At 35.9% G+C, this 15006-nt stretch carries 13 protein-coding genes; 2 read left to right on the top strand and 11 right to left on the bottom strand.

The window, feature by feature from the left end:
- Positions 1 to 14: 14 nt before the first annotated feature.
- Positions 15 to 1142: a DUF4369 domain-containing protein gene (locus tag DF185_RS12275; protein WP_110361048.1), complete on the bottom strand. Its 1128-nt coding sequence runs from the start codon at positions 1140 to 1142 to the stop codon at positions 15 to 17.
- A 142-nt stretch (positions 1143 to 1284) separates the two neighbouring features.
- Between DF185_RS12275 and DF185_RS12270 the strand changes: the two genes are divergently transcribed.
- On the top strand, positions 1285 to 2412 hold the full coding sequence (locus DF185_RS12270; RefSeq protein WP_110361327.1) for a saccharopine dehydrogenase family protein: 1128 nt from the start codon (positions 1285 to 1287) through the stop codon (positions 2410 to 2412).
- Positions 2413 to 2829: 417 nt separating this feature from the next.
- On the opposite strand, the gene hydF is transcribed toward DF185_RS12270, so the two are convergent.
- From hydF to DF185_RS12230, 8 genes are all read right to left on the bottom strand, one after another.
- Positions 2830 to 4050, bottom strand: coding sequence for a [FeFe] hydrogenase H-cluster maturation GTPase HydF (hydF, locus tag DF185_RS12265; RefSeq protein ID WP_110361047.1), 1221 nt, complete (start codon positions 4048 to 4050; stop codon positions 2830 to 2832).
- 38 nt (positions 4051 to 4088) lie between these two features.
- Positions 4089 to 5537 carry a lyase family protein gene (locus DF185_RS12260; protein ID WP_110361046.1) on the bottom strand — a complete coding sequence of 483 codons (1449 nt, stop codon included), beginning with the start codon at positions 5535 to 5537 and terminating at the stop codon, positions 4089 to 4091.
- Between the two features lie 2 nt (positions 5538 to 5539).
- Positions 5540 to 6703, bottom strand: a complete 1164-nt coding sequence (locus tag DF185_RS12255) for a sigma-54-dependent transcriptional regulator (RefSeq protein WP_110361045.1) — start codon at positions 6701 to 6703, stop codon at positions 5540 to 5542.
- A gap of 2 nt (positions 6704 to 6705) precedes the next feature.
- The gene (locus DF185_RS12250; RefSeq protein ID WP_110361044.1) at positions 6706 to 7677 is read right to left on the bottom strand and encodes a Ppx/GppA phosphatase family protein; all 972 of its coding nucleotides are present in this window, start codon (positions 7675 to 7677) and stop codon (positions 6706 to 6708) included.
- 223 nt (positions 7678 to 7900) lie between these two features.
- Entirely contained in the window at positions 7901 to 9241 is a 1341-nt protein-coding gene (locus DF185_RS12245; RefSeq protein ID WP_110361043.1) for an ABC transporter permease, read from the bottom strand.
- A 16-nt stretch (positions 9242 to 9257) separates the two neighbouring features.
- Positions 9258 to 10181: an ABC transporter ATP-binding protein gene (locus DF185_RS12240; RefSeq protein WP_110361042.1), complete on the bottom strand. Its 924-nt coding sequence runs from the start codon at positions 10179 to 10181 to the stop codon at positions 9258 to 9260.
- 191 nt (positions 10182 to 10372) lie between these two features.
- Complete coding sequence (gene dnaJ, locus DF185_RS12235; protein ID WP_110361041.1) at positions 10373 to 11521, bottom strand: molecular chaperone DnaJ; 1149 nt, start codon at positions 11519 to 11521, stop codon at positions 10373 to 10375.
- Positions 11522 to 11553: 32 nt separating this feature from the next.
- On the bottom strand, positions 11554 to 12156 hold the full coding sequence (locus tag DF185_RS12230; protein ID WP_110361040.1) for a nucleotide exchange factor GrpE: 603 nt from the start codon (positions 12154 to 12156) through the stop codon (positions 11554 to 11556).
- A 365-nt stretch (positions 12157 to 12521) separates the two neighbouring features.
- Between DF185_RS12230 and DF185_RS12225 the strand changes: the two genes are divergently transcribed.
- A complete protein-coding gene (locus DF185_RS12225) occupies positions 12522 to 12965 on the top strand; it encodes a hypothetical protein (protein WP_110361039.1) in 444 nt (147 codons plus the stop codon).
- 55 nt (positions 12966 to 13020) lie between these two features.
- Here the strand turns inward: DF185_RS12225 and DF185_RS12220 are convergent, their stop codons facing one another.
- Together DF185_RS12220 and murA are read right to left on the bottom strand one after the other, a co-directional pair.
- Complete coding sequence (locus DF185_RS12220; RefSeq protein WP_110361038.1) at positions 13021 to 13557, bottom strand: TlpA family protein disulfide reductase; 537 nt, start codon at positions 13555 to 13557, stop codon at positions 13021 to 13023.
- Positions 13558 to 13643: 86 nt separating this feature from the next.
- Entirely contained in the window at positions 13644 to 14954 is a 1311-nt protein-coding gene (gene murA / locus DF185_RS12215; protein ID WP_110361037.1) for a UDP-N-acetylglucosamine 1-carboxyvinyltransferase, read from the bottom strand.
- Positions 14955 to 15006: the final 52 nt, after the last annotated feature.

Raw genomic sequence — 15006 nt, 5'->3', positions numbered from 1 at the left:
ATTGATAATGAATACTACAGGTTTGAAAGATGTGAGGAGACTTGTGATTTTAACAAATCTATGTTCTTATCATTTTGGTGATATATGATTTTTCCATTTTCATCGAGTAAGAATGCATTGAAACCTCTGTCTAAATATCGCACTACTTCAATGTTTTGGTTCAAGCTTCCAATTTCAATGCAATTTAATTCAGGTCTTGGTTCAGGATGCCAAGCTTTGGTTTTTGTAGTTCCCGGAATCCTTACCCTGGCATATGATGAGTATCTTATGATGTTAACGACTTCCAATGAAGGAAAAGTGCTTGTAATATCTTTGATTCCATCATAATATTCTTGAGCTCGATTAGGAAACCAACATCTCCAAATGTATAGTAATATAGGTTTTCCTTTGTGCTGAGAGAGCTGATATTCTTTGCCATCTAAAGTTTTTGACTTGATTTCAGGAAACTGGCCTTTGTTTTTAAGAGTTTCAATAATATTAACCCTCTTTTGCAAATTGTTAACGTACAATCCATTTGGATTGGCCAGTTTTAAGGTTTTCAATTGTTCTTTTACATACTCCAGACTTCGTTTGGAAGCAAAATATTCCTGATAAATCAGATAAGCAACTACCGGAGAGGAAGCATATTTGAAATAATATTCATCTCTGAATTGATTTAGTCTGGTATATTCCTTCATGAATTGATTTTTTTTAACCGAATCTGATTGTATTTCCGGAATTTCCAGATTTTCAGCAATTTTTAATTTTTGTTTGTTGTTTTCGGCTAGTTTTTCTTGAAAATCCTCATACCTGTCTTGGGCTGGTGAACCTTTTAATTTGCCCATCAAAAATTTGTGGTTCATATCCTTTTTATGAACAAATAGGCTCATTTTGGTTGGAGATAGAAATACTTTTCCAGCTCTTCGTCCTGCAAGTTTGAATTCACCTATAAATGCTTGTTCACATGGTGCTTCGAATTTGAATTCTCCATTTTTGGTTTTAACAGAATCGATAAACTCCTTGGTTTCTCCATCATACTTGTACAGGTAAATGTATTCTTCCTGAAGTCCACCAATCATTCCTTGCAAGCTGAAAGTTTTCTGAGCATTGACAGGGGTTATTGAAATCAATGCAAATAGAAAAAGCCAAAATATTTTAGTCATTGTATATGTGTTTAGGTGTTAATTTAGAAATTAAAGATAACAATAATCAGTTGTAATCATAAGCATAGGCAAACGATTAAAGTTGAAATTGCATGATAGTATTCGTAAATTATATAGAGATTTTAAACCAAAAATCGAAATCATGAAGAAAGTAACTGTATTAGGAGCCGGATTGGTTGGGAAACTAATCGCTATTGATTTAAGTGAATCTTTTGCTGTAACTGCCATTGATCATGATGCAAATGCATTGGAACAATTGGCCAGGCATCCTAAAATCAAGACCAAGAAAGCCGATTTGTCGGTTGAAGGCACAGTTCGGAAATTAGTTGCTGATTCGGATTTGGTAGTTGGGGCTGTGCCCGGAAGCATGGGATTCAAAGTAGTTCGAGAAGTAATAGAGGCAGGAAGAAATATGGTGGATATTTCTTTTTTCCCTGAAGATGCTTTTGAATTGGATGATCTTGCCAAAAATAACAACTGCTGTATTGTTACGGATTGTGGTGTTGCTCCAGGCATGGGAAACTTGATTTTGGGTTATCACAATGAGAAAATGAGGGTGAAAAGTTTTAAATGTCTTGTTGGAGGATTGCCTTTCAAAAGAGAGTGGCCATGGGAGTATAAAGCAGTTTTTTCTCCTATTGATGTGATTGAGGAATATACCAGACCTGCTCGATATGTTCAGAATGGAGATATTGTAGTCCGCGAGGCTTTGTCTGATCCCGAACTGATCCATTTTGAAAATGTTGGAACGCTTGAGGCATGGAATTCTGATGGATTACGCAGTCTGATTAAAACCATGGGTGTTCCCAATATGATTGAAAAAACCTTACGTTATCCTGGAACCATTGAGTATTTGAGAGTGTTGAGAGATACTGGCTATTTTTCTCATGAGAAGATTAATATTGATGGGGTGAAAATCAAACCCATTGATTTGACCTCAAAATTGTTATTCTCGAAATGGAAGTTGAAGCCGGGAGAGAAAGAGTTTACCGTGATGCGAGTAGAAGTAGAAGGTCTACAGAATGGTTTAAAAAAATGCCTTGTATACGATTTATTCGATGAGTTTGATGATGAAAAAGGATTTACATCAATGGCACGAACTACAGGATATACCTGTACTGCAGTTGCCAATATCTTGCTAAAAGGCAAATACTCTCGCAAAGGAATCAATCCTCCTGAATTTCTGGGTAAAGATGCTGATTGCTTTAATTTTGTTTTTGAGTATCTGAAAGAAAGAGGAGTTGTTTACAAAGTGAATATGAACAAATGAGATGAACTCATTTAAAATTCAAGTTTTAACGTTTTTAGTTGAACTTTTAATATAGAATCGTGTCCTTTTAATGTTGCGAGTTGACATTTCAATGTAAAAAGTTCATGTTTTAACATCGCAAGCTAAGCTGTCAACGTAGAAACCTGAACTTGCAATGTTGATACTTCAAGTTTTAATCTTAAAACTTCAGCTTTTAATGAAAATTGATGTCCTGATGAGCTAAAATGACAGCAAAAAAAGTTTAAAGCTCAACTTTCAATATCGAAACCTTAGGTTTCAACATTAAAACATCAGCTGTCAATGTTGAAGCCACAAGTATTAACGTTGAAACCTCAGCTTTTAATACTGAAACTTCACGTTAAGAAGTAGAGAGCTTAACTTTTAAGATTAAAAATTGATGTTTAAACGGTTCAAATATTACAGATAATCCAATGAAGAATCTTCAATTTTTGCAAAAGGAGCTACAGCACGGTTATATATCCCTTGTACATAGGCAATGGCCATACCGTAATTGGTAACAGGAATGCCTGCATCTATGGCAGGTTGTAATCTATTTCCCAATTGTTTTGGCGTAATCATACATCCACCACACTGAATGAGTAATGCATAATCCGACATTTCTCCAGGAATTTCATCTAAACCTGCAATCACTACAAAATCAAGTTGTTTTCCGGTATAATTCGAAATCCAGCGCGGAATTTTAACTCTTCCAATATCATCACAAGAAGTATGGTGAGTACAGCTTTCCAGCAATAGAACTTTGTCTCCATCTTTCAGCTCTGAAATTTTTGGAGTTCCCTGAAGGTAAGCAGAAAAATTGCCTTTGAAATGTGCCAGCATAATGCTAAAACTGGTCAAAGCAATATCAGATGGGATAGAAGCTCCAGCTTTCAGGAATACCTGGCTATCGGTTACAACAAGCTTAGGTTTGATTCCTGTTTTTCTAAGGAATGCATCTACTTCGCGTTCTTTTAAAACAATACAGATGGCATCGTTGTCCAAAATATCACGAATGGCTTGTACTTGTGGTAGAATCAATCGTCCTTCAGGCGCTTCAATATCAATTGGCGTAATTAAAAGAACAATATCACCATAGCTAATTAAATCGCCAAGAAGCGATGGCGTAGTAAATGCCGATTCGGGAATGGTTTTCTTGATGCTCTTTACAATAGGCTCAATGTCGCCGTCTACCGAATTGAAATGCAGAACTTCTTTTGCTCCTGCTTCAGTTAGTTTTCCTAAAGTTTCCTGATGCAATAGTTCTAGATCCTCCTTATTGTGAATGGCGATAAAAGGAACATCTTGCTTTTTGAATTTTTCAATCAAGCCTTTTTCAAAATCACCAAATGTATTTTTGGTAATGACCAAGATGGCCAAATCGATGGTTTTAATGGCCTGATTGGTTTTAAGAATTCGCTTTTTTCCCAATTCACCTGTATCATCTATCCCGGCAGTATCGATAAGTATTACCGGGCCAAATCCTGTGATTTCAAAAGATTTTTTTACAGGATCCGTGGTAGTACCTGCAACATCAGAAACAATAGCAATATCCTGCCCCGCAAGGAAGTTGATTAATGTACTTTTCCCGTTATTTCTTCTACCAAAAATTCCAATATGTGGACGACGTTCTCTACCCATGTTTTTGCAGTGATCAGTTACCAATGAACAGTTATCGGTTATTTCGTATTAATTGTTTCGCTTAAAACGAATCCTAATTTTAATAATTCTTCTGGAGTAATCAGTTCTTTTAGCTTGTCATTCGACAAAATTTCAAGCTTATTGTTGGCTTCCAGTATTGTACAAGAATTCTTCTTCATCTCCTTAGCCAGTTTTGCAGCCTCATGATATCCAATATATGGAGAAAGAGCTGTGGCTACCGAAGGATTATAAAGCACATTTTCTTCGGTAGAACTCGACTGTATCGACAGTTCCTTGAATAGATTCTCAGCAAGTGTATTGTTTGCAGCAATCAGCAATTTGATGCTATCCAATAAGGCATGACCAATAGAAGGCAGGTATGCATTTAATTCAAGGCAACCTTGTCCCGATAGGTTACTAATCATTACATCATTAGAATAAACTTTATGAGCCGAACTAATTACAAACTCTGGAATTACAGGATTTACTTTACCCGGCATAATGGAACTACCCACTTGTTTTTGTGGCAAGTGAAGTTCTCTGTTCTGAAATAAATCGGATCCTAAAAGTCGAAGATCGGCAACCATTTTTTCCAGGTTTACCGCATGAGCTTTTAATGTTGCATGCACTTCAACAAATCCATCTTGATTTGCAGTTGCATCCGATAAATTTTCGGAACGCGTAATTGGCAATCCCGTTAGCTTGCGCAGATTAGGAACCACTTCCATGATAAAGAATCGAGGTATAGAAAGTCCTGTTCCTATGGCACCGCCACCAAGATTCACCTCCTTGATTCTTTCGAAACATTTGGAAACTCTCCACCAGTCTCTCGACAAAGCATTGTTGTATGTACTAAATAGTTTATCGTATGAGGATGGAACGGCAGCCTGCATTTGAGTGTATCCAATGCGCAAAACATTTCTGTAATTGCTTTCTGTTTTTTCCACCTGCAAACGCAAGTTGTTAATTGATTCTTCCAATTCCTGAAGCAAACGAATTGTCGCAACTTTTAGCGATGTTGGAATAACATCGTTAGTAGATTGGAACACATTGGCATGTTCGAAAGGATCTACTTTATCGTAATCGCCACAATTTTCACCTGCTTGTTGCAAAGCCCTGTTGGAGATAATCTCATTTACATTCATGTTGATGCTGGTTCCAGCACCACCTTGTATGGCAGGCACAATGAAATGCTCGAAATGCTTGCCCAGGTTTATTTCATCAGCAGCATCATTTAAGTTTTCAATCAGATTTTTATCAAACAATTGAAAAGGAAATTCCTGGTTTGGAAACTTACGATCGATTCCTTTCAGAAAATCAAGGTAAGTTTTGTAACAGGCTTGTTTCACAACTCCAACAGCCATATACCATTCTTTATGAAATTGGGTGTTGTCCGGAAAATTTTCCTTCGCACGAAGAGAATGAATTCCCCAAAGTGAATCTTTGGGAATCTCTCGTTTACCAATAAAATCTGATTCAATTCTCATGATTAATTTGCTGATTTGGTATATGCTTTTACATCTTCAACACTAATGCTATCCTGTCCAAGGATGATTAATCGCTCGATGATGTTTCTGAACTCTCGAATATTACCGGTATAATTGATCTTTTTTAGCTCTTCAATTGCGTCTTCATCAATTCCTTTTACTGGTAATCCCATTTCGCCACAAATCATATCAATAAAATGATTGGCAAGCAATGGAATGTCATCAATTCGGTCATTTAAAGAAGGAACCTCAATTAAAATCACGCTTAAGCGGTGATACAAATCCTCACGGAAATTGTTGTTTTCGATTTCTTCTTTTAGGTTTTTATTGGTTGCTGCAATTACACGAACATTAACTTTAATCTCCTTATCGCCACCAACACGGGTAATTCTGTTTTCCTGCAAAGCTCTTAATACTTTTGCTTGCGCAGATAAACTCATGTCACCAATTTCATCCAAGAAAAGCGTTCCACCATCGGCCAATTCGAATTTGCCTTTGCGTTGCTTATGAGCTGAGGTAAATGATCCTTTTTCGTGGCCAAACAATTCACTTTCGATTAGTTCAGAAGGAATTGCAGCACAATTTACTTCTATAAATGGGCTTTTACAGCGATTGCTTTGTTCGTGGATTCGATGTGCAACCAATTCTTTACCAGTTCCATTGGGTCCGGTGATTAAAACTCTGGCATCGGTTGGTGCTACCTTATCAATCATTTGATTTACATCCTGAATTGCATCAGCCTCACCAATCATTTCATATTTCTTGCTGACTTTTCTTTTCAGAACTTTGGTTTCTGTAATCAGCTTCGATTTATCCATTGCATTGCGAATGGTAATCAGAATTCTATTTAGATCAAGGGGCTTTTCAATGAAATCGAAAGCTCCTTTCTTTATTGCTTCAACTGCAGTGTCGATATTTCCATGGCCCGAAATCATGATAACTGGAGTATCGATGGCCAATTCCTGTATTTTATCCAATACTTCAATACCATCCATTTGTGGCATTTTAATGTCGCATAAAATAACATCGAACTCATCATTTTTTGCCATCTCCAATCCAGCAATGCCATCCTCGGCAAGGCTGATGTCGTAGCTTTCATAACTTAGAATTTCTTTCAAAGTATTTCGAATACTTCTTTCGTCATCAATGATCAGAATTTTAGACATAGCTATTTTTTTGATTCTACAGCTGCAGCTGTTTTGTTAGTGTTTTTTTCGATGTGCTCAAACAAAGCACCTTCCTTTAGAGCATATGAAGATTGGTACAATTTACTAAAACCAGCTTCTTTTACCAGATGATTGATGAAAATACTTGCCACCACCATCAGCTCAACTCTAACAGGATCCATTCCTTTTATGCTTTTTCTTTCTTCCAGGCTTGAGCTTAAAAAGATTTGATGCAAACGGAAGAAATCTTTCAGTTTAATTTCAAATTGAGATTCTGGCAATCCATTTGTTTGATAGCCATCAGCCAAAAGAATTTGTTTGAAAGTATCAAATGATCCGGATGAACCGATTAAGGTTTTCACATTGTGAAGATCCAATGCCTCGAATAAATCGGGCAATTGCTCTTTTAAATACTCATCTACCTTTGCAATATCTCCTTTTGTCATTGGATCTGAAGGCGTGAACATTTCGAGCAATCGAGTCATCCCTAGCGGATAACTTTTTTTCCAGAATACTTTTTCGTTGTTGGCAATGATAATTTCATTGCTGCCACCTCCGATATCCAAAATAGCAACAGCTTCGTGATTTAATTCAACAGCATTTTTTGTTCCTGTATAAATTAAATCAGCCTCGCGTTCACCGGAAATGATCTCTATGTTTACTTGATAGTTTTCTTCAATTAATCGGACGAATTCCTCTCCATTCGCTGCTGAACGAATGGCTGAAGTAGCGAAGGCAATTTTCTCGATAGAATTGTATTCTTCTGATATGCGATTCATTTCATCAAATGCATTTTTTGCTCTTTGAATCGCTTCGTCGGTTATTTTATTTTGATTAATTCCGCCCTTGCCAATTTTGGTAGGGTACTTCGAACGGTGTAGGATGTTAGGATGTTTCCCTTCGCTCCATTCTGCTACCAATAAATTGAATGTATTGGTTCCTAAATCAATTACAGAAATCCGTTTCTTTTGCATATATAAAGGTTAAAGTTTTAAGTGAATGTGATCTAACCTAAGTTTTAGGAATAGAATCATTATCGAAGATAGTAAAATCTTTGTTTAAGAAATATAACTTTTGTCAATGTCTTGTAAATACTGATAAAAGACATATTTCAGCTTCTTCAAAAACTATGCCTAATTTAAAGTTTATGAAAAATGCCTCGTGAAGAGGCATTTTCTATAATTGATACAACATTTGTTAGTTGTGATATCTTAACCACTTCCATATTTCTTTGTAGGAAACTTTCTTTCCATACATCAATATACCTGTTCGGTATATTTTGGCTGCTATCCATGTGATTAAAAGGAATGTTCCGATTAGTAACGACATGGAAAGTAGCAACTCCCAAATTGGAACACCAAAAGGAATTCTTACCAACATTACAATTGGTGAGGTAAATGGAATTATAGACCCCCAGAAGGCCAAACTGCTCTCAGGATTTTTTGCCACGGCAAAACCAATGTATAATGCAAGAATCAAAGGTATTGTAATTGGCAGCATAAACTGTTGGGTTTCTGTTTCGTTGTCAACAGCACTACCAACTGCAGCGAATAGGGCTGAGTACAATAAATATCCACCTAAAAAGAAGAAGATAAATGCACCAACAATTCCTGCCACATATGCCAAATCAAAAGTCCCCAAAATATCCTGAGCCATTTTTAACTGGCCAGCATCTAAAGAAGCAGCTCCTGCTGGCAATTCAGCAACCGATTTTGCTTGCTGTAAGGTCTCCATATCAACACCTGGCAAAACTAATGCTGAGCCAACAGTAATAATGATACCGGTTAATACCACCCACATTATAAATTGAGTAAGCCCAACCATAGCAACACCGACAATTTTTCCCATCATTAGTTGGAATGGTTTAACCGAGGATATAATTACCTCAACAATACGGTTACTTTTCTCTTCGATTACACCTCTCATTACCTGAACACCATACATGAAAATAAACATGTAAATGATGAAACTGGCAGCAAAACCAATCCCCATTGCAATTTCAGTAGAGCTCTGCTTAATTTCACCACCTTCGCCAAACTTAATGGTTCGCATAGAGATAGGAGTTCTGGTTGCAGCTAATTTTTCTTCTAAATCAGGCATGTTTGCTTCTGCAATAATTTTAGATCGCTTTAGCTTTTCGATATGTTGCCTGATTTGTCTCCCCACACTTGATTTAACTTCAATAGTTACTTGTTTGTGCGAGAATAATTCTGCGGTTTTGGTTTGCAGAATGTTTTTAGGAATTACCAAAATTGCATAATATCCTTTCTTCTCCATACTGCTTTTTACTTCCTCAAAAGAGGCATTTTGCAAGTAGTTGTATGTGGTGAATTCGCTGCTTTTAACAGGTTCAACCAATTCTGATTCGTTTAAAACAGCAATGGTTCTTTTTTCAGTATCATCTTTTAACATCATCCAAATCATGAATGCATAAATTCCTGCAATCAGCAATGGAGTAAGAAAAGTAAGAATCAGGAATGACCTTTTCTTAACACGAGAAAGGTATTCTCTTTGTATAATGATAAATATCTTGTTCATTTTGTAAATCTTGTGGTTAGATGGTTTTGCTTTCTTTTACTACTCTAATGAAAATATCATTCATGTTAGGAATGATTTCTCGGAATGAAACAATGTTTAAATAGGGCAGTAGCTGTTCTAATAATTCATTAGAAGTAGATCCGTTATTTAGTTTGATCTTAAGCGTATTAAATTCAATTCCCTTTGCTTGATCAATAATTTCAAAATCAGCTTTAAGTACCTGATCCAACTTGTCGAACTCACCTATGTAGTTAATCTCGTAGGTGTTGGTTCTGTATTTTTTCTTGATTTGTTCCACCGGACCATCAAGAATTTTTTCTGATTTGTTAATTAAAGCAATGTGATCGCAGATTTCTTCAACCGAACCCATATTGTGAGTTGAAAATATGATGGTAGCACCTTTGTCTCTTAATTCCAGAATTTCTTTTTTCAACAAATTGGCATTAATAGGGTCGAAACCACTGAAAGGCTCATCAAAAATTAATAATTCAGGCTCATGAAGAATGGTAACAATGAACTGCACTTTTTGCGCCATCCCTTTTGAAAGTTCTTCTACCTTTTTATCCCACCAAGGTAAAATGTCAAACTTATCGAACCAGGCTTTCAATTTCTTGGTGGCTTCTTTTTGACTCATGCCCTTTAACTGAGCAAGATAAACAGCTTGTTCGCCAACTTTCATCTTTTTATATAATCCTCTTTCTTCAGGAAGGTAACCAATGCGTTTTACATCTTCAGGTTTTAAAGGTTGGCCGTTAAAAAACACCTCTCCGGCATCGGGACCAGTAATTTGGTTGATGATACGTATCAATGTTGTTTTACCAGCTCCATTTGGACCAAGTAATCCAAATATGCTGCCTTTCGGAACAGATATACTTACCTTGTTAAGTGCTTTATGTCCTGCATATTGCTTAACAACGTCTTTTGCTTCGAAAAATGTCATGAATTATAGTTTTGGTTAGTGACACTCTAATTTGAATTGAAATCTAAAATACACAATTTATAATGATGTCTAGATAAAAAATCGATATAAAGAAGTTGATACAGGTTTTAACTTGTTTTTTTATCGATATAAAGTTTAAGCAAAAAGAAACCCCGACATTTCTGCCGGGGTTGATCATTATATTTTTATATCTATTCGAAGAAGTTTCTTACTTTTTTGAAGAAGCTTTTTTCTTGCGATGTTGGTTTTGGCTGGAATGATTCAGAGTTTTGAAGTTTCTCTAAAATCTTCTTTTCATCTTTGCTAACATTGTTTGGAACCCAAACGTTGATCTTAACCAATAGATCACCTCTGCCATATCCATTTACATCAGGAAGACCTTTTCCTCTCAATCGTAAAATCTTACCAGGCTGAGTACCTCCATCAATTTTCACTTTCACCTTGTTTTCGATGGTTGGAATCTCAACAGCTGTTCCTAAAATAGAATCAGGAATACTGATGAACAGGTTGTAAAGCAAGTCGTTTTCATCACGAACCAATTCTGGATGCTCTTCTTCCTGAATCAGAATTAACAAGTCACCATTAATTCCACCACGACGAGCAGCGTTACCTTTTCCACTAACCGAAAGTTGCATGCCTTCAGCAACGCCAGCAGGAATGTTAATTGAGATTACCTCTTCGTCACGAACAATACCTTCACCAGCACAGCTAGTACATTTGTTGGTAATCATTTTACCTTCGCCGTTACAAGAAGGACAGGTTGATGCTGTTTGCATTTGCCCTAAGATGGTATTCTGTACTCTGGTAACTTGTCCTGAACCATTACAGGTAGAACAAGTTGAGAATGAAGAACCATCTTTTGCTCCAGAACCGTTACATGAGTTACACTCAACGTATTTTTTAACTTTGATTTTCTTTTCGACACCTTCAGCAATTTCCTTTAAAGTCAATTTTACTTTAACACGAAGATTGCTACCACGGTTTACTCGACGTGAACTGCGGCCTCCGCCACCAAATCCACCTCCGAAGAAAGATCCGCCACCGAAAATATCTCCAAAGTGTGAGAAAATATCTTCCATGTTCATTCCGCCGCCGAAACCACCACCGGCAGCTCCGCCCATTCCGGCATGACCAAATTGATCGTAACGTTGACGCTTTTCAGGATTACTTAAAACTTCATAAGCTTCAGCTGCTTCTTTAAAGTTTTCTTCAGCCTGTTTATCATCAGGGTTTTTGTCAGGGTGAAATTGAATCGCCTTTTTACGATATGCTTTTTTTAATTCGGCTTCCGAGGCAGATTTTGAAACCCCTAATACCTCATAATAATCTCTTTTCGACATCTTTTTTCAACTTAGAATTAGGAATCAGAGAACTATTCTCCTACAACAACTTTTGAGAAACGGATCACTTTTTCATTCAAAGTATATCCTTTTTCAACGCAATCAACAACTTTACCTTTCATGTCCTCTGATGGAGCAGGAATTTTTGTAATTGCTTCGTGAATGTCGGTATCAAATTCTTTATTAATTGCTTCAATCTCTTTAACTCCATTTTGCGAAATGAAATCTTTGAAATTGTTGTAAATCAAATGAACACCTTCTTTTAAAGCTTCTACATCTTTTGCTTCGTCGATAGATTGTAGAGCTCTTTCGAAGTTATCCATTACAGGAAGAACATTAACAAGAATCTTTTCACCTGCCGATTTGGTAAGCTCCATTTTCTCTTTTAAAGTTCTTTTTCTATAGTTGTCGAACTCAGCGGATAAACGCATGTACTTGTCGTTGATATCCTGAAGTTTTGTTCCAAGTTCTTCTATTTCGTCAGCTTTTTTCTCTTTAGCCGATTTCTTTTTTTCTTTCTTTTCAGCCTTTGGTTCTTCTTTTACCTCTTTCTCCTCAACAGGCTGTTCTACCTTAGTTTCCAAATCCTTTTCTTCCAATTCTTCTTTTTTTGATTTGCTTGTATCTTTTGTCATTTTTCAATGATTTTTAGCGTTCTAAATTAACACGGCAGTAGTAAACAAATAACCTGCCAATTTGCTCCTTTACGACAAATTGGCACAAAGATAGAATTTGAAACTGTAATAATTTCCTTTTTCATGTCTTTTCATGCAGATAATTATACAATTAGCAGTTAGGGAAGAGGCAAGTTCTCATATTTCTTCGAAAATTCACCAAGTAAAGTGTTTGATCTAATTCTTTGTCTACATAAAAGCTCTATTTTCCCCATACCCTGTATACTACCTTTACAAGGTATGGGAAAAATATTGGGAGTTAATGTCATGATGAATTTTCATAATAAACATCTTTTAATTATATTTAGTAGAGATATTTATTACTTATGGAAATTAAAATTGATACCAACGATTTTTGCATTCGGTTATACAAGGATGTTGCATACCTTAAGGTAAGAGGAATGCAGGATCAGGAGGCTGTTGATTTTTTCATCAAAACAATTGATGAAATGCTCGAAAAGTATCCTAACAAGAATTTTTCATCAATTTGTGATCTTACAGAATTAATTCTTTCTAGTCCAAAAATTGCACGACAGGTTAATGAAGCAATAAAAAAAATAAGTAGTTCGCTTAATTATGAGTACAATGCGGTAATTGTTCAGCCTAAGTTTTTACAAATTATTCAGGCCTATATATTTTCATTTTATATGAATAATACCAATGTAAAAACACAAGTGTTTAGAGATGTACAAAAAGCATTTCATTGGTTGGATAAGAAAGGCTATCAAACGGATGAGTTGAGAGAGTTCCTAATGATTCAATCAAAATAAAAAGCCGATAATCACTGTTTGATTATCGGCTTTAGCTTATGTCGGTTTCTATCTGTTATTTTTTCATGATCTGATGAAGAAAATTATCCAAGTTAGCTCCTCTAAGGTCTTTCGCCAAAATAATGCCATTGCCATCAATTAGAAAATTAGCTGGAATAGAATTAATACCAAACTTATTTGAGGTAGGAGAGTGCCACCCTTTCAATTCACTCACGTGATATTTCCAAGTCAATTTATCTTTAGAAATGGCCGCTTTCCAGCTTGCTAACTTTTTATCCAAAGAAAAACTATAGATTTCAAATCCGCTACCATTTTTAAATTCAGTGTTTTTGAATTGATTGTATGCATTTACTAGAATTGGATTTTCTGCTCTACATGGAGGACACCATGATGCCCAAAAATCAACCAAGACAACTTTGCCTTTCAAATCACTTAATTTTAAGTTTTTTCCATCGATTGACTTGGCAACAATATCAGGAAGTTTATCACCAACATTAAAACCTTCTTTGGCTTCTTTTGATTTATTGCCTGCGTAGGCAGAAATTGAGAATAAAAATGTTAGTAGTAGAAATGTATATTTAAACTTTTTCATATGTGTTATAATTAACTATTAAATAATCTGTCTAATTTGTAAAGCCAAAATAGATATATCTAATTATTTAAACTGTTAAGGAATAGTTAATTAACAATTCGTTTGATATTTGCACCAATGGCATTCAATCTCAAATCAATGTTTTCGTACCCTCTGTCAATCTGGTCGATATTGTGAATTATACTCTTTCCTTCAGCTGATAAAGCTGCAATTAACAAGGCAACTCCTGCACGAATATCGGGTGATACCATTGTGGTTGGGCGCAATTGATTTTCCTGGTTTAAACCAATTACAGTGGCACGGTGTGGATCACAAAGAATGATTTGTGCACCCATATCAATTAATTTATCCGTAAAGAATAAACGACTTTCGAACATTTTTTGATGAATCAATACGCTTCCTTTTGCCTGAGTTGCTACTACCAGAAACACACTTAATAAATCTGGAGTTAGTCCAGGCCATGGCGCATCGGCAACAGTAAGAATTGAACCATCGATAAAAGTTTCAATTTCGTAGTTTTCCTGCTTTGGAATAAAAATATCATCGCCCCTAAGTTCCATCTTAATTCCTAGTCGTTTAAAGGCATCAGGAATCATTCCCAATTCTTTATAGGCAACATCTTTAATGGTAATTTCAGATTTTGTCATGGCAGCTAATCCAATAAAACTGCCAATTTCGATCATATCTGGTAGAATTTTGTGTTCACATCCACCAAGTTTTTCAACACCTTCAATTTCAAGTAAATTAGAGCCAACTCCAGTTATTTTTGCTCCCATCAAAATTAGCATTCTACACAATTGTTGGATGTATGGTTCACAGGCAGCATTGTAAATGGTAGTAGTTCCTTCGGCTAAAACTGCAGCCATAATAATATTGGCTGTTCCGGTAACTGATGCTTCATCAAGAAGCATATAGGTTCCTTTTAGTTTTTTTGCTTCAACGCGATAGAAGTTTTCACCTTGATTGAAATTGAATTCAGCACCTAGCTTTTGGAATCCAATAAAGTGAGTGTCTAATCTTCTGCGCCCAATTTTATCACCACCAGGGCGTGGAATGTATCCTTTCCCAAATCGAGCCAAAAGAGGACCGATAATCATGATAGAACCACGAAGAGAAGATCCTTTTTTTACAAATTCAGGCGAATTTAGATATTCTAAATCTACATTTTCGGCTTTAAAAGTATAACTGTTCTTCGATTCTTGAGAAACCTGAACTCCTAAATCTGATAAAAGTTCGATTAATTTATTTACATCAAGAATGTTGGGTATGTTATGGATTGTTACTTTTTCGTCAGTTAATAGTGTTGCACAAAGAATTTGTAAAGCTTCATTCTTTGCTCCCTGTGGAGTTAGCTCACCTTTTAGTGGTTGACCTCCAATTATTTCGAAAGTGCTCATTTGGTCTGTGTTTTGGTGTGAATGATAGCTTAAAGATAACCATAAAAGCGAA

Origin of the sequence: Marinifilum breve (genome assembly GCF_003202155.1) — a bacterium.
GTDB lineage: Bacteria > Bacteroidota > Bacteroidia > Bacteroidales > Marinifilaceae > Marinifilum > Marinifilum breve.
The sequence above is the reverse complement of the archived record's forward strand: the minus strand, read 5'-3'. Positions and strand labels throughout refer to the sequence as shown.